The organism is Pseudomonas sp. S3E17 (assembly GCF_024168685.1).
GTDB classification, from domain to species: Bacteria; Pseudomonadota; Gammaproteobacteria; order Pseudomonadales; family Pseudomonadaceae; genus Aquipseudomonas; species Aquipseudomonas marginalis.
In genome coordinates, this window is the sequence record NZ_JALJWE010000001.1 from 5,882,967 (window position 1) to 5,898,845 (window position 15,879).

The 15,879-nt window shown below is 60.5% G+C and carries 13 protein-coding genes; 5 read left to right on the forward strand and 8 right to left on the reverse strand.

The window, feature by feature from the left end:
• Position 1: 1 nt before the first annotated feature.
• The 8 genes from J3D60_RS26570 to yaaA form a co-directional block, all read right to left on the reverse strand.
• On the reverse strand, positions 2–1,450 hold the full coding sequence (locus J3D60_RS26570; RefSeq protein ID WP_253494040.1) for an alginate O-acetyltransferase: 1,449 nt from the start codon (positions 1,448–1,450) through the stop codon (positions 2–4).
• 11 nt (positions 1,451–1,461) lie between these two features.
• A complete protein-coding gene (gene algG / locus J3D60_RS26575; protein WP_253493351.1) occupies positions 1,462–3,030 on the reverse strand; it encodes a mannuronan 5-epimerase AlgG in 1,569 nt (522 codons plus the stop codon).
• Complete coding sequence (locus tag J3D60_RS26580; protein ID WP_253493353.1) at positions 3,030–4,517, reverse strand: alginate export family protein; 1,488 nt, start codon at positions 4,515–4,517, stop codon at positions 3,030–3,032. The genes algG and J3D60_RS26580 overlap by 1 nt, the downstream gene beginning before the upstream one ends.
• Positions 4,514–5,905, reverse strand: coding sequence for an alginate biosynthesis TPR repeat lipoprotein AlgK (gene algK, locus J3D60_RS26585; RefSeq protein WP_027604727.1), 1,392 nt, complete (start codon positions 5,903–5,905; stop codon positions 4,514–4,516). Before algK ends, J3D60_RS26580 begins: the two co-directional genes overlap by 4 nt.
• Before the next feature lie 2 nt (positions 5,906–5,907).
• Positions 5,908–7,074 (reverse strand): alginate biosynthesis protein Alg44, encoded by a 1,167-nt coding sequence (locus J3D60_RS26590; protein WP_092487134.1) that lies wholly within the window; start codon positions 7,072–7,074, stop codon positions 5,908–5,910.
• A gap of 38 nt (positions 7,075–7,112) precedes the next feature.
• Entirely contained in the window at positions 7,113–8,594 is a 1,482-nt protein-coding gene (gene alg8, locus J3D60_RS26595) for a mannuronan synthase (protein WP_161985711.1), read from the reverse strand.
• 83 nt (positions 8,595–8,677) lie between these two features.
• Positions 8,678–9,994, reverse strand: a complete 1,317-nt coding sequence (locus J3D60_RS26600; RefSeq protein ID WP_027604724.1) for a nucleotide sugar dehydrogenase — start codon at positions 9,992–9,994, stop codon at positions 8,678–8,680.
• A gap of 825 nt (positions 9,995–10,819) precedes the next feature.
• Positions 10,820–11,599, reverse strand: coding sequence for a peroxide stress protein YaaA (yaaA, locus tag J3D60_RS26605; protein ID WP_253493354.1), 780 nt, complete (start codon positions 11,597–11,599; stop codon positions 10,820–10,822).
• Positions 11,600–11,718: 119 nt separating this feature from the next.
• Between yaaA and J3D60_RS26610 the strand changes: the two genes are divergently transcribed.
• The 5 genes from J3D60_RS26610 to moaE all read left to right on the forward strand — a co-directional run bounded on the left by J3D60_RS26610 (position 11,719) and on the right by moaE (position 15,838).
• The gene (locus J3D60_RS26610) at positions 11,719–12,843 is read left to right on the forward strand and encodes a polysaccharide deacetylase family protein (protein WP_253493355.1); all 1,125 of its coding nucleotides are present in this window, start codon (positions 11,719–11,721) and stop codon (positions 12,841–12,843) included.
• 347 nt (positions 12,844–13,190) lie between these two features.
• Positions 13,191–14,585, forward strand: coding sequence for a PhoH family protein (locus tag J3D60_RS26615; RefSeq protein ID WP_005785025.1), 1,395 nt, complete (start codon positions 13,191–13,193; stop codon positions 14,583–14,585).
• Between the two features lie 88 nt (positions 14,586–14,673).
• The gene (gene moaC / locus J3D60_RS26620) at positions 14,674–15,147 is read left to right on the forward strand and encodes a cyclic pyranopterin monophosphate synthase MoaC (RefSeq protein WP_253493356.1); all 474 of its coding nucleotides are present in this window, start codon (positions 14,674–14,676) and stop codon (positions 15,145–15,147) included.
• Positions 15,144–15,386, forward strand: coding sequence for a molybdopterin converting factor subunit 1 (gene moaD, locus J3D60_RS26625; RefSeq protein ID WP_065938595.1), 243 nt, complete (start codon positions 15,144–15,146; stop codon positions 15,384–15,386). The genes moaC and moaD overlap by 4 nt, the downstream gene beginning before the upstream one ends.
• Positions 15,387–15,388: 2 nt before the next feature.
• Complete coding sequence (moaE, locus tag J3D60_RS26630; RefSeq protein ID WP_253493357.1) at positions 15,389–15,838, forward strand: molybdopterin synthase catalytic subunit MoaE; 450 nt, start codon at positions 15,389–15,391, stop codon at positions 15,836–15,838.
• Positions 15,839–15,879: the final 41 nt, after the last annotated feature.

The window sequence follows — 15,879 nt, forward strand, 5'->3', positions numbered from 1 at the left end:
CTCATTGCCCTGTCGAGGCAGTCTGTTGACCGCCCGCTGGGAATACGTTGCGTGTGCAAATTTTCGCTTCGACCTTCTGCGCGGTAGCGCCCGCTTCGGGGCCCTGCACTTCCACGGCCAGCAAGTTCTGCGAGGCCCAGTCTTCATCGGTGCGCAGTTCAAAGGCGAAACGCCCGTCTGTTTCGGATGTTTCGGGTTTCTCGATCTTGATGTCCTCGTGGCGCCCGTTCATGTACCAGAGGGTGGCTTGCAAGGTTTTCACCGACGGGTCGGAGAAGCGGATATCAACCTGGTGATTGGCATTACGCAGGTCTTTGTTCGAACTGTTAACCAGCAATTCGTTCTTGCCGGGTTTCAACGAGGTGCTTGCACTCATCTGGGCGGTCTTGCCTTCGCAGCCGTTGTCGAGCAGCGCCATCATCTGGCGATAGATGGTCTCCTGGTCCAGGCGATACAGCGGCGAGAACTCCCAGATCAGGATTTTCGGCGGGCTCTTCTGGAATTCGTCGCTGCCCAGGTACTGGATCATCGAGCCTTCCAGGCCACCGCCGGGGAAGGCGACGTTGAGGATGTCGGCACCGATTTCCTGTTCCAGGAACCCGGCAAAGTTGTAGTTCTTGCCACTGTGGCTGGTGCCCACCAGGGTGATCTGCGGGTTGCCCGAATCGCCGAACAGGTCGCCGTCGCCGGCTTCGCCTTTCGGCTCGGTGGTGAACTGGTCCATGTACTGGATCGCGTAGCTGGTGCCACACAATTGCCCGGCCATGTTGTGCAGGGTGCCGGTCTTGCCCATGCGCCCGGAGCGTTTGGTCTCGAATTCGCGCTTGGGAATATCGGCGAACTCAGGCATTGCACGCACCTTGGCGCCGACGATTTTCGCCGTGCGCTGGGCGCCGTATGGCGTCCAGTGCTGGTCGCCGCGGAAGTAGAAGTCGTGGGCCGGCAGTTCGTCCGGCAGTTGCTCGTTGGTCAACGGCGACAGGTCCGGCACCACGTAGCCCATCTTGGCGAAACGGCCGAGCATGGTCTTGTAGTTGCCCAGGGCCTTGTCGAAATCGAACGAGGCTTTTTCCGCAGGGTTGAGCTTGTTGCGGTTCACCAGGCCACGGGTCGGCTGGTAGACCACCACCAGTTCCACGCCCTTGGCCTTGAACGCGTCGTGCAGTTGTTGCATGCGCTTGTAGCCGGCCGGGCTGGTGTCGAATTCGGTGCGCAGGTCTTCCTGGGTACGGAACAGCCAGTCGCCCTGGGCTTGCACCAGGGTGGTGAAGTTCTGCTGGTAGCGCGTGGTGTAGTTCTTCGCGTCATGGGCGGCCGGGCACAGGCTGCAGCAGGGCTCGGCGGTGAAGGTCGGCGCCTTGATTTCGTCGGCGCGCACGCCCTGGCTGGCCGCGAGCAGGCCGAGGGTCAGACCCGAGAGGCTCAGCAGTTTGATCATGTGTGGGTGCATAAGGGTCATCCTCAGTCCTGCATTTCGGTCTGGCGTTCGACAGGGTCGATCAGCACGGCTTTCTGCTGGCGCACCAGCAGGTCGAGAATTTCTTCCTGGCGATCGCCCAGCACGCCGGAAAAGCTGATGCCACTGGATTTGGTCGGCGCCAGCATCGACACGCGGTACAGCTCGATACTCAGTGGCGAGTCGATGGACAGCGGCCCGCTGCCGTTACCCGCCAACTCACCGCCGACCACGATCAGCGAGACCTTGGCGTCGAACGGGTCGAGGGCGATGTCGCGGTCGGTGTCGGTCAAATCCTTGATGTGGCCGTACACGCCGGTCAGGCCGTTGGCCATCGAGGTGTTCTCGTACAGCTTGATGTTCACGCTGTTACGCACGCGGATGCCGTGGCGACGGTTGCTGATCACCTTGTTGCCCCACAGCAGGTTGTCGCCGCTCTCATAGAGGGTGATGCCGTCGGTGTGGTTGCGGTAGATCTCGTTGTCGGCGATCAGGTTGTTCACGCTGTTACGGTCGATCACCAGGCCCGAAAGCTTGTTGTCGTAGCTGCGGTTGTTGAAGATGAAGCTGTCGTTCACCTCACGGGAAATGATGATGCCGTGCTTCTTCTTGGTGCCGTAGACGGTGTTGTCCGCGATGATCAGGCCGTGGGAACGGTCATGGGGGTCAATGCCGTAGACGATGTTGTCTTTGTAGGTGTTGCCCTTGATCACGAAGCCCGTGGTCTCGTAGCAGTAGAAGCCGTACCACATGTCCGAGAACTCGGAATCGATGATCCAGCCGGTCGGCTCGGGGCGCTTGAGCACCTTTGCCATGTTCGGCGTGTACTGGGAAATACTCACCCCGTACGACTTACTGTTGGCATAGCCGAAACTGGCCATCTTGGTCTTGGAGACGTAAGTCTCGGTGCCGCCCCAGGCCAGCAGGAACGGGCGGAATTCCTTGGGCGACTTGAACAGCGCCGGGCCGTTGGCTTTTTCGTCCCAACCGGTGATCTTGGTGTCACGCACAAACAACTGGCCGTCGTTGATCAGGAACGAACCGGCTTGCTGGGACAGGCGCAGCTCCTGGGTGTTTTTATCGATGTCCAGGATGCCCTTGCGGCCGACCACGATCGGCAACTTGGCCAGGAACACGCCCGGCGAGGTTTCGCTGAAGTACTGCTTGGGCACTTTGCCCAGCAGGTCCTTGAGGTTCATGTAACCGTCGTCGACAAAGATCGCCTGGGGAATACCGTGCTGGCGCACCACCCATTCGGCCATCTTGTTGTCGCCGCCGATAAAGTCCTTGAGGGCGTCTTCCTGCATCATGCGGCGGATGCTGATCTTGCCGGGCCTGGTGCGTACGATCTTCTTTTCCATCGCTGCGGCGGTGTAGCCCGACAGGTCAGGCAGGGCCGGCTTGGCCATTTCCAGCGGCGCGGTCGGCGGGCTGGAAATGGTGTAGGTCTTGGCCTGTTGCAGTTCCTTGGCGATGGTCGGCGCCTTGGCCGCCGTATCGGCAAACGCTGTGGCGCTGGCCATCAGCATTGCCGCGACGAGTAGGCTTTGAGCATTCATTGCACAGGCTCCCATCAGAATTTCCAGATCACGTCGACAAACGCGCGGTGCATGTACGAGTCGACCTGGCTGCCGTAGGCATCACCTGGCTTGAACACACCGGCACGGAAACGCACCAGGGCCGACGGCTCGTCGATTGACTGGCTGAGCGCGGCGGGCAGCAGGCCGGTCTTGAAGTACTTGGTGACGACCAGGTCCATCTCTTGGCCCAGGTCTTTCTTGCCGTCTTCAAGGGGCAGGGAAGTGCTGGACAGGATCGCGCCGGTGACGTCATCGGTGTTGTTCTGCACGGCGTCAATGCCATTGCTGCCCACCGGCTTGTTGCCGTCGACGCGCCAGAACTTGTGGTACACCAGGCTGGCGTCGTAGTCCTCACGCAGCTGCCAGGAACCGAACAGGCTCATGGACTGCATGTTGTTCATCTCGCCACGAAACGCTTCGCCGAAACGGTGCACGCGGGACTGGGTACCGGTCCAGTTCGAACGGTTGCTTTGCAGGCCGTTCTGCTCGTACTCGGCACTGGCGCGGGAGTAGGCCGCGCCCACTTGCCACTGCGGGTCGAGGCGCAGGCGGATGCCCAGGTCGGTGGCCCAGCCACTTACGTCATCACTGCGTTTGGCTTCTGTCGGGCGGGTGCCGTCGGCGTTCAGGGCATTGACCGAGTCGCGGTCGCCTTTCATGCCGGTGATGCTGGCCCAGTAGTTGACAGTGTTGGTGTTGCGCCAGTTGTAGGCGTCGCTGTTGGCTTCGATGCCGAGCCAGGTCAGGTCGCCGTTCTCGCGCTTGTCCAGCGAATCGGTGGCGACGCCCGGTTCCGGGTAGTCGAGCTTGCCGTTGTCATGGGTGTGGTGGCCACGCAGACCGATCCACTGGCCCGGCGTCCACTGGTAGGACGCGTCGGCGTAGAGGTGCTGACGGTCCTTATCCTTGGGCGACAGTTCCTTGAGGTCGGTACGGTATTCGCTGAAACGTTCTGCGACGCCGACGTTGGCCTTGAGCAGGGTGGTGTCGAAGGTCCAGTTCAGCGCTTCGATGTTGGTGTCGCGCCATTGGCCGTCGTCATTGCGCAGGCGTTGGCGACCGAGCTTGAGGATCTCGCCGGGGTAGGGCGTGAAGCCGCTGTAGCCGACCCAGAACTCGCGCATGGCCAGGTAGTTTTTCTTGGTCTTGCGGTCGTTGTTGGTGGTTTGCTGGTTTTCGTCATCCGCCGACTGTTGCAGGGTGTCGGTCTCGATGATGTCGCTCGACGCAACCGCCTGGCCCATGGCGTAGGCGCTCCAGTTGCCGCTTTCGCCGTAGATCCACGGGCGCAGGTCGAGGCCGATGCCGTTGACGTCGCCGCCTTTCTGGGTGCCGAGGTCGCGGTCATCTTCGGACTGGCCGGTGACTTTGACTTCCAGGCCGAAATTCTTGGCTTCGGTCAGCGCGGCCAGGGTCGGGCACGACCACAGCAGGGCGAAGGTCAGGCCGATGCCGGCCTGCACGAATGGATTGAGCTTCATAGGGATTCCTCGCCGTCTTCTTCTTCCAGGGCGTGCAGTTGCAGCGTGCTCTGGGCCAGGGTGCCGCGGGCGGCCAGTTCCTGTTGCACCAGGCGTTGGCCTTGGGCGCGTTGTTCCGGTGTGAGCGGGGCTTCGAGCTGCGTGGCCAGGTCATTGGCCTCTGGCGTGCCCTGGGCTTTGGCCAATTGGCTGAAGACATAGGCATTCAATGGGTCGGGCTTGGTGCCCTTGCCTTGGGAAAACAATTGGGCGATGGCGAAGTCGGCGCTGTTCTGGCCGTTGCGCGCAGCGGTCAGCAGGTGGTCCAGGGCTTTTTGCGAATAGACCTGGCCCAGGTAACCACGGCGGTAGATCTGACCGAGGTAGTAGTCGGCAGCCACTTCGCGGCCCACGGCTTTCTGGAAGTGCGCTTCAGCCGCCTTGGCGTCCGCCGGCACCCACTTGCCTTCGTAGTAGAGCTTGCCCAGCAACAGCTCGGCGCGCGGCTGGTCGGCGGCGCGGCCGTTGTCCAGGTATTTCATCATCTGGTCGACGTCGCCCAGTTCGGGGAAGTCGTAGAGCAGTTGCGCCAGGCTGACCCAGGAAGCCGGGTAGCCGGGGGCGATTTTTTCCAGCAGGGCCTGGGCGGTTTTCTCGTCGGTCTTGCCCAGCGTGGCGTCGCCCAATACGCGGGCGACGCTGTCGACGCGTTGTGCGGTGACGGTGCCGCGGCTGTAGCCGGCTTCCATCTGCTTGAGCAGTTCGGCCTGTTTTTCCGGCTGGGCTTTTTTCTGGTAGACCGTGGCCAGCTCGACATAGCAGATATCGGTGGTGTTCAGCGCGGCCTTGCAGATGCGTTCCACATCATCCAGATGCTGGTCGTAGGTGTCCTGGGTGCGATACAGCAGGACCTGGGCCAAGCCGGCTTCCGGGTAACCGGCGGCCTGCCACTTGCTGATCTGCTGCTGGGCATTCACGTTGGGGAAGCTGTGGGGGTATTGCAGGTACAGCATCGCCAGCGGGATCAGGGTGTTGCCTTCGCCATTGGCAAAGGCTTTTTTCAGCAGGCCTTCGGCTTCATGGTGTTCGGCTTCGGTGGAGCCCGGCTTGGCCACCAGCAGGCGACCGAGGCGGGCCTGGGCGCGCGGCGAGGTATCCGCCGCGGCACGGTAAGTGGCCTCGGCCTGTTTGATTTGCGCCGGATCGCGGGTGCCTACCTGGATATCGGCCAGGCCCACCTGGGCCTCGCTGTAACCCAGTTCTGCCAGTTGCTGGTAATTCTGCTGCGCGGTGACGGTGTCGCCACGCTTGAGCGCTTCATTGGCCAGGCGTTGGTCGGGCAGGCCGGCACAACCGGCGAGGGCGATGGCCAGCGCCAGGGGCACCGGCAGGGTTCGAAGGGCGCTCATGATTAAAGACCCGCAGCCATGGCTTTATCGATCAGCCAGTTCAGGGATGGGCCACGGTCGCTGGTCACTTCCACCGGGCGGCCGGCGTAGGCGCTGTCCAGCGGGGCGTCAGGCTTGATCTGTACGCGGATGTCGGAGGACAGGTCGGCGCTGTTCAGGCTGGTGCTGCTGACGATGGTGCCGGTGCGGGTCTGTTCTTCGTCGGCCACCTGGAAGCTCACCGGGGTGCCTGGGCGCACGTCACCGAACTGGCGATAGGTAAAGCGAGCTTCGACGTTAGCCTGGCTGCCGCGTGGCACCAGTTGGAAGATCACGTCGCCTTTGCTGGCGTATTGGCCGTCGGCGACCAGTTGCTGGGCGACCACGCAATCGCACGGCGAGGTCAGGGTGCCGGTCATTTGCTTGCCGAACAGCTCTTCGACCTTGGCCGGCTGCAGCTGGTCTTCGTCCAGGTGGCCCTTGAGCACATCCAGCATGCTGGTGCTGAAGGTCGCCAGTGGCGCGCCTTTGGCTGCAATCGCGTCACCCTTGAGCAGGCTTTGCACGGTGCCGTCGCGGGGCATGGTCACGTTCATGCCGGGCACGCTGACCAGGCCCGCCTGGGCGTGGCTGACGAAGTACATGCCGTACACCGATTTGAACACGAAACCGAAGGCTGCCAGGCCAACGAGGAAGATTGCCAGGCTGAACGTCACGGCGCGCAGGCGACCGAAGGCGCTCATGTTGCTGCCGCTGTCCTTGACCTTGCGCGCCTTGGTGAAGTTGTCGCGTTGCAGGGTCGCCAGCACGTCACCCATGGTCACGATGTCGCCGGACAGGTGCGAGGTGATCAGGTGGCGCAGGGTGGAAATATCCTGGGCGTCGAGGTTCTGGAACTGGCAACCGGTGCGGCCGGTCTGGCGGTCGTAGGAGCGGATCTGCAGTTCTACGTCCATGGCCAGGCCGAGGTTATCGATGACGAACTGCAGGCGACCCTTGTGCACTTCACCCACGGTCAACGGCTGGGTGGCGGTGAACGCCAGGCCGCCGGCGGACAGGTCGATCACCCGCGCTTCGGTCTGGGTGCGGTCAGTGTTGAAGAAGCGCAGCTTGGCCGGGATTTTGACCCGGGCATGTTGGCGCTGGGCTTCGGACTCGTGGACAACGTTGGCGTTTACTTGGCTGTTCATGACGGTGTAATTCCTTGGTTAATTCAGGCTTGGCAGGGTCAGACCATCATCAGCAACACGGCAACGAAGATGCTGCCGGCGGAGAAGGTCATGGTCCGAGACGACCAGGTGTTGAACCAACGTTGAAAGCTGGCCAAATCGCGGGTCAGTTTGGTGTCCTGGCGGGTCCAGGACTGTTGATCAAGGCGGAAGAACACGTAGATCTTCACCAACGCGCCCATGATCTGGTTGTAATAGAGAATCGCCGGGTAAGCCGGGCCGATCTTGTGGCCGGAGCACGACAGCAGCAGGGTCAGGATCAGGCGGGTGATGCCGATCCACAGCAGGTACGCGAGGATGAACGCGCCGCCGTACTTGAAGGTGGCGATGATTGCCACGGTCAGGCCGAGCAGGGAGGTCCACATCGATACACGCTGGTCGAACAGCACGATGCTGGTGAACAGGCCCAGCCGACGCACACCCAGGCCCAGGGCTCGGGAGTTCTGGCGCAGGTTGTTACCGTACCAGCGGAACATCAGCTTGCGGCTGGCCTTGATAAAGCTCTTTTCCGGCGGGTGTTCCACGGTGTGGATCGCGGCGTCCGGTACGTAGAAAGTGTCGTAGCCCAGGCGCATCAGGCTGAACCAGCTGGACTTGTCGTCACCGGTGAGGAACTTGAAACGGCCCAGGCGCCAGTGTTGCAGCGAGTCGCTTTCCACGTCGGCGATAAAGCCCGGGTCCGTCACGACGTTGGCGCGGAACACCGACATGCGGCCGGTCATGGTCAGCACGCGCTTGGACAGGGCCATGGAGCACATGTTGATGTGGCGCTGGGCGAAGCGCAGCTTGTGCCACTCGCTCATGATGTAGCCGCCGCGCACTTCGCAGAATTCGTTGGTGGTCAGGCCGCCGACGTTGCCGAACAGCTGGAACCACGGCACGGTCTTGCGCACCACGCCTTCGGCGAGCACGGTGTCGCCATCGATCACGGCAACCACGGCGCGGTCGTCCGGCAGGTGGCGGGAGATGGCGCGGAAACCGAAGGCCAGGCCGTCGCGCTTGCCGGTACCGGCGATACGCACGAAGTCGAGCTTGACGTGATCCGGCGGGTTCATGCGTTCCCAGAGGCTCTTGACCAGCAGCTCATCGGACATTTCCACCAGCGAGCAGACCACGGTGGTGGGGAAGCCGCATTCGATGGCCTCGCGAATCACCGAGCTATAGACCTGCGCGGTGGTCAGCGCATCGATACGGAAGCTGGTGACCATCAGGAACACGTGGGACGGGTCGGCAGCCTTGCCCAGCTTGCGCACTTTACGGCGCAGGTGCGGGTAGACCACGTACAGGAACAGCATGCCGCGAAAGAAATGCGTAGCACCCATCGAGTAGCGCCAGATACCGACGGCGCCAATCAGGAAAATAAAATTCTTCGACTCGGAGTCGAACGTACTCGCCGGCAACAGCAGGGCGAGACCCATCAGCAGGCTCAGAAAGAACAGCCAGCCGGCGGATTGGAGCAGTACGTGTTTTAACTTGGACATAAGCGTCATCCGAAGGTGAAGAAGGCTTCGAGCTGCAAGCGCTGGGGATTGGTACGCCTGCAGCTCGAAACTTACCGTTGCTGTTACCAGCAAATGCCTTCGGTACGGCCTGTCGTACTGGTGGCCTTGGACATGAAGCCCACCAGGTCGATCACTTGCTTGCCGTGCGGTGCGTTCTGCGCCAGGGCACGGAACTTCTCGTCGCGGTTGCCGAGGATGATCACATCGGAGTTGTTGATCACATCATCGAAGTCCGAGTTGAGCAGGGACGACACGTGGGGGATCTTGCCTTCGATGTAGTCCTTGTTGGCACCGTGGACACGGGCGTACTCGACGTTGCTGTCGTAGATGCTCAGGTCGTAGCCCTTGCCGATCAGCATTTCCGCCAGCTCGACCAGCGGGCTTTCGCGCAGGTCGTCGGTACCGGCCTTGAAGCTCAGGCCCAGCAGGGCGACTTTGCGTTTGTCGTGGCCGGCGACGATGTCGAAGGCGTTCTGCACCTGGGACTCGTTGCTGCGCATCAGCGAGTTGAGCAGCGGCGCTTCCACGTCCAGGGAACTGGCGCGATAGGTCAGGGCGCGCACGTCTTTAGGCAGGCAGGAGCCGCCGAACGCGAAGCCTGGGCGCATGTAGTACTGGGACAGGTTGAGGGTCTTGTCCTGGCAGACCACTTCCATCACTTCGCGACCGTCGACGCCGACCGCCTTGGCGATGTTGCCGATCTCGTTGGCGAAGGTGACCTTGGTGGCGTGCCACACGTTGCAGGTGTACTTGATCATCTCGGCAACGGCGATGTCCTTGCGGATGATCGGTGCGTCGAGTTCTTCGTACAGCGACTGCAGGACATCGCCGGAGGCTTTGTCGAACTCGCCGATAACGGTCATCGGTGGCAGGTCGTAGTCGGCGATGGCGGTGGATTCGCGCAGGAATTCCGGGTTGACCGCAACACCGAAGTCGACGCCGGCTTTCTTGCCGGAGCAGTCTTCGAGGATTGGGATCACCACGTTGGCGACGGTGCCCGGCAACACGGTGCTGCGTACCACGATGGTGTGGCGGGTGGTCTTGTCACGCAGGACAAAACCGATCTCGCGGCATACCGATTCGATGTAGTTGAGTTCCAGGTCGCCGTTCTTCTTGCTCGGCGTGCCGACGCAAATCATCGACAGGTCAGTATCACGGATGGCGTCGGCGAAGTTGGTGGTGCCGCGCAGTCGACCGTTTGCGATGCCCTGGCTCAACAGTTCGCCCAGACCCGGCTCGACGATCGGCGATTTGCCGGCGTTGATCAGGTCGATCTTTTCCTTGGAGATGTCTACGCCGACCACTTCGTGGCCACGGGCAGACAGGCAACCGGCACACACTGCGCCAACGTAACCCAAACCAAATATGCTGATGCGCATCGCAATTACCTCTGTATTTAAATCATGCCATTAGATGGCCGGAGTTCATGTTTGCAAACGTCACAAATGCCGCGAAAGTTGGGCGAATAGACGCCGACTTACCGCGTACAGGCATGTTGAATAACGAGTGACTAACTATTGCACTCAAGTTGTGCGCAACTTGGCCTTGTTATTGGGGCCTGCCCTGAAATGCAGCCAGCCTTCCTGGGAGAAGGGCCTGGCGCCAGTGCCGCAGGGCCTTGATAGAGGCTGTAAGCCTTTACATATCAATGCCTTGGGTTGTCTCACTGACCCATTAGGGTAAGCACAGCCTTGGCCTTATAGTTCGTGGCAATGGATCCTTATCGCCGCTCTCAACTAATCGGTTGGTAATGTGACCACTGAGTCAAAGTTGAATATGACAACTTCGCTACTTCCGTTGGTCCGCCTTGTAAGTCATCTCCTACAGGAACAGAGAATTTCGTTACCGGTGGTATGAGCGGCGCTTCAGGACGAAGTTCCTGGCCGCTCATCCTGTTTCCCGAAATTTCTTGAAATATAGGCAAAGATGGCACTGGTACTATATTGATAGCACTTGCTATTTGGGCCAGTAGTTACAGGTAGTTGGCGCGAAGGGATAGTTTTGTGCCACTAGTGTTTTAAAAAAGTGGTGCCACTACGAAAAAATTTTGGAAATGTCGAGTGAAAGAAATGTTAGGGATGTGTCGTGATATTTTTTGACGTCAAATAAATGACGATTCTTGGTGTGAAGCGCGGACAAAATGTGGGAGGGGGCATGCCCCTCCCACATTTGGATTTCATTGTCTGAAAGAGGCTGGTACGGCCTTATTCCGGTGCGTGATCGCGCAGGAACACCAGATTGTCCGGCTTGGACTGCTCCGCATTGAAGCGGTAACCCTGCACATCGAACTGCTTGAGCCTGGCCGGATCGTTGATGCGCTCTTCGATCACGAAGCGGCTCATCATGCCCCGGGCCTTTTTCGCGTAGAAGCTGATGATCTTGTACTGGCCGTTCTTCAGGTCCTTGAACTCGGTGTTGATGATCCGCGCGTTCAGGGCCGTGCGCTTGACCGCCGAGAAGTACTCGTTGGAGGCCAGGTTGAGCAGCGCGTCGTCGCCTTGTTCGGCCAGGGCTTCGTTCAGCCATTCGCTGATGCGCGTGCCCCAGAAGGCGTACAGGTCCTTGCCACGGGCGTTGGCGAGTTTGGTGCCCATCTCCAGGCGGTACGGCATCATCAGGTCCAGGGGGCGCAGCAGGCCGTACAGGCCCGAGAGCATGCGCAGGTGGTCCTGGGCATAGCTGAAGTCGGCATCGGTGAAGGTCTCGGCGTTGAGTCCGGTATACACGTCGCCCTTGAATGCCAATAAGGCCTGCTTGGCATTCTCGGGGGTGAAGGCCGGGGTCCAGCTGCCGAAGCGGGCGGCATTGAGGCCGCCGATCTTGTCGGACACGTGCATCAATTCGCTGATCTGCGCCGGGCTCAGCTCGCGCAGTTGCTCGATCAGCGCCTGGGAATGGTCCAGGTACTGTGGCTGGGTAAAGCGCTGGGTCACCGCTGGGGTCTCGAAATCGAGGGTCTTGGCGGGGGAAATCACCATCAGCATGAAGTCGTCTCCTGTAATCGTGCGGGGATTCTAGGGGTTGGGGCGTTTTGACTCCACCTATGATGGCGATAGGCGCGATCCGCTATGATGGCCGGTGACTCTGGAGAGGGAGACCCTGCGTGCGAATAGCGCTTTTGTTGTCGGCGTGCCTGCTGTGCCTGAATGCCCAGGCGGCGCCGGTGGATGTAGCCAGCCTGGACCGTGGCACCTGGCCGGAAAAACTCAGTAGCCCGGCGCTGTTCGATGTGGCTTCGCGTGCGGAAATCCTGATGTTCGCCCACAGCCTGCTGGCCAGTGAGTCCCAGGATGAAACCGCACTCAAGCAGCGCCTGGGCTTGAAGATCATCAACCTGGCGGCCATCGACGACCTGCGTCGCGAGCTTTGGCAGCGCCTGCTGGAGAACTACACGTTCGCCCAGCAGAGCTGCGAAGTCGACGCCTCGTTCTGCTACCTGGTGGAGAACATGGACGACCTGCGCGAGCAGGCCGGCAAGCTGGCGATCAGCGAAGACTCTTTCTATATAGGCTGGGCCGCCCCCAGTCATGCTTTCCATGAGCGTTATCTGGACGAACTGCTGCGCAAGGCCGCGCTGTTTCCGCAGATCAGCAGCGAGGTCGCGCGCTTTGGCGATCATGAACGCAATGGCGATGAGTTCAACGACCGCCTGTTCCTGCTGACCTTCGACGGCGGTCCTGCACCGGTCAGCGGTAACACCGACTGGCTCGCCGACTACCTGCGCAAGCAGAAGATGAACGCCACCTTCTTTGTCCTCGGCAGCAGCCTGCAAAACCGTGTGGAGCGCAGTTCCGCCGCTGAGGTGGAGGCGTTGTACCAGGGCCAGTGCGTCGGCACCCAGGGCTGGCAGTACCGTTCCCACAGCCATTGGGTCGACTGGCAAGGCTCCATTACCCGCAGCGCGCAGTTGGTGCAGAACCTGATGCCGGAAAACTACGTGCCGCTGTTCCGTCCGCCTTACGGGCAGCGGCGCGCGGACAGCCAGGGGTTCTTCCAGTCCCAGGGCTTGCAGGTGGCGTTATGGGACATCGATTCCCAGGACGAGCCGGGTAAGCTCAAGGCCGATGAATCGGCGCAACGGGTGCTGACGTTGATGCTGTTGTGGCGCAAAGGCGTGATTGTGTTTCACGACACCCAGGACAAGGCGCGGGTGGCATTGCCGATGTTGCTGCAGGCAACGGCGCAAAGTGGGCTGGGTTGGCAGGACTGCCGGGAGGCGTTTCGTTAAAAGGATGAAGTGCCCGGCCCTGTTGGGTGCGAGGCATTTTTACGCTGATTTTGTGCGACATTTCGATGCAGGCGGACTTCCGACTTTAACGGTGCATGGGGCACTCGGCTAGTGCTATTCGTCATCCTGAAAAATAAACTTCAAAAAAGCGTCAAAGTACTTTTTCCTGTCATGGGTTTTGCGGTATTACGAAGTCAGATCGCCGAAACCTGCAACACAGGTGGCGTCTTCCAAGACTCCTCATGTGGGCACTGCGCTTGACGTCACTCAGGTGCAGTCGGTGGTCGAATCGAGGCGCAGCACTGTTGTGGTATTGCGTCGACTGGCTCCCACAAAGGTGACCGAGTATGGATGATCATGGACGTAACCCTTCTTCCGACCAGCCAATCCTTTATGTGCTTGATACCAATGTACTGATCCACGATCCAAACGCACTGCTTAACTTCGAAGAACACCACGTCGCCATCCCGATGATCGTGCTTGAGGAGCTCGACAAACTCAAAAGCGGGCACCACAGCGTGGCTGCCGAGTGCCGCCAGGCCATCCGCCTGATCGACAAGACCCTGGGCGAAGCGTCACCCGAGGACGTTGAGGTCGGCGTGCCGATCCAGCGCGGCAAAAGCGGGCCCAAGGGCTTGCTGTCGATCCTGATGAGCAAGCGCAGCGAGCCCAACAGCCTGCTGCCGGAAAACCTGAACGACAACAAAATCATCAACCAATTGATCGACCTGCACGCTCGCGACAAGGACCTGCGCGTGGTGCTGGTGACCAAAGACATCAATATGCGCCTCAAGGCACGAGCGTGTGGGATCGCTGCCGAGGACTACAGTACCGACCAGTTGGTCGACGACGTGTCGATGCTGTCCCGTGGTTATCACATGATGACCGGCTCGTTCTGGGACCGTGTCAGCAAGGTCGAAACCCGTCAGGACCATGGCCGTACCTGGCACCAGGTACAACTGATCGACAACCTGCCGGCCGTGCATATCAATGAATTCATCGTCGACGAACAGGGCTTCGTGGGCTGGATCAAAGAGATCCAGGTCGACAAGCTGCTGATCCTCGACCTGCATCAGGAACCCCTGTTGCACCAGGAAGCCTGGGGCCTGAAACCGCGTGATATCTACCAGAGCCTGGCGCTGTATGCGCTGCTCGACCCGGACATCCACCTGGTCAACCTGACGGGCGCTGCCGGTTCCGGTAAAACCATCCTCGCCCTGGCTGCCGCCATCGAGCAGACCATGGTGACCAAGCGCTATCGCCGCATCATCGCCACCCGCTCCGTGCAGGGCCTGGACCAGGAAATCGGCTTTTTGCCCGGTACCGAGGCGGAAAAAATGGAGCCGTGGCTGGGGGCGATCACCGACAACCTCGAAGCCTTGCACATGGATGACGAAAACACCCATGGCAGCGTCGACTACATCCTCAGCAAAGTGCCGTTGCAGTTCAAATCCCTCAACTACATCCGAGGTCGCAGCTTCCAGCAGAGCCTGATTTTGATCGATGAATGCCAGAACCTGACCCCGCACCAGATGAAAACCATCATCACCCGTGCCGGCGCCGGTTCCAAAGTGGTGTGCCTGGGTAACCTGGCACAGATCGACACCCCTTACCTGTCCGCGACCAGCTCCGGGCTGACCTACCTGACGGAACGCTTCAAGGATTTCCCGAACGGCGTGCATATCGCGCTGCAAGGGGTGCCTCGCTCGATTCTGGCTGAATACGCAGAGTCGCACCTGTAACCGTTGGAGCGGCGGTGCGTCGCACCGCTGCTCCCACATTTATTGCGTGTTGGGTTTACAATCGCCGCTCCTGATCAGGAGTATCCCTGTGCTGACTCATCTCGATTCCCAAGGTCGCGCCCATATGGTCGACGTCACCGACAAGTCCGTGACGTTCCGGGAGGCGGTGGCCGAAGCGCGGGTGCGCATGCTGCCCGAGACCCTGCAAATGATTGTCGACGGCGTCCACCCCAAGGGCGACGTGTTTGCCGTGGCCCGTATCGCCGGGATCCAGGCGGCGAAAAAAACCAGTGATTTGATCCCCCTGTGTCACCCGCTGATGTTGACCGGAGTCAAGGTCGAACTGAGTGCCGATGGCGCAGACTCGGTGCACATCGTCGCGCGCTGCAAGCTGTCCGGGCAGACCGGCGTGGAGATGGAAGCGTTGACGGCGGCCAGCGTTGCCGCGTTGACCATTTATGACATGTGCAAGGCGGTGGATCGCGGCATGACCATCGAAAACATTCGCCTGCTGGAAAAGCTTGGCGGTAAGAGCGGGCATTTCAAGGCGGATGGACAATGAGCATCAACGTACTGTTTTTCGCGCGTTACAGCGAAAAAATAGGCCTGGATTCACTTGAGATGGAAGGCGACTTCGCCACGGTCGATGCCGTGCGCCAGGCGTTGGCCGCTGATCCGGGCTTTGAAGTGCTCAACGAAACCAGCTTGATGTGTGCCCGCAACCAGGAGTTGTGCGCTCTCGACGAGCCGTTGCAGGCCGGTGATGAAGTCGCGTTCTTCCCGCCCGTGACCGGAGGCTGAACATGGCCATTCGTGTACAGGTCGAACCGTTTGACCCCGGTGCCGAGGTCAACGCGATGCACGCGGCGAATGTGGGCGTGGGCGCGGTGGTGAGTTTTGTCGGCTATGTGCGCGATTTCAACGAGGGCCGAGAGGTGTCCGGGATGTTCCTCGAACACTATCCGGGCATGACTGAAAAAGCCTTGGCCAAGATCGCCGTCGAAGCCGAGCAACGCTGGCCGCTGCTCAAGCTCGAAGTGCTGCATCGTATCGGTGCGCTGGAGCCTGGCGAGCCGATAGTGTTCGTGGCCGCCGCCAGTCCCCATCGCCAGGCGGCGTTCGATGCCTGTGCGTTTGTGATGGATTACTTGAAGACCCGTGCGCCGTTCTGGAAGAAGGAAAATACCAGCGAAGGTGCGCGTTGGGTGGAAGGTCGGGACAGCGACCACGCAGCTGCTGATCGCTGGAAATAGCCAGCCGAACACAGAACCCAATGTGGGAGGGGGCTTGCTCC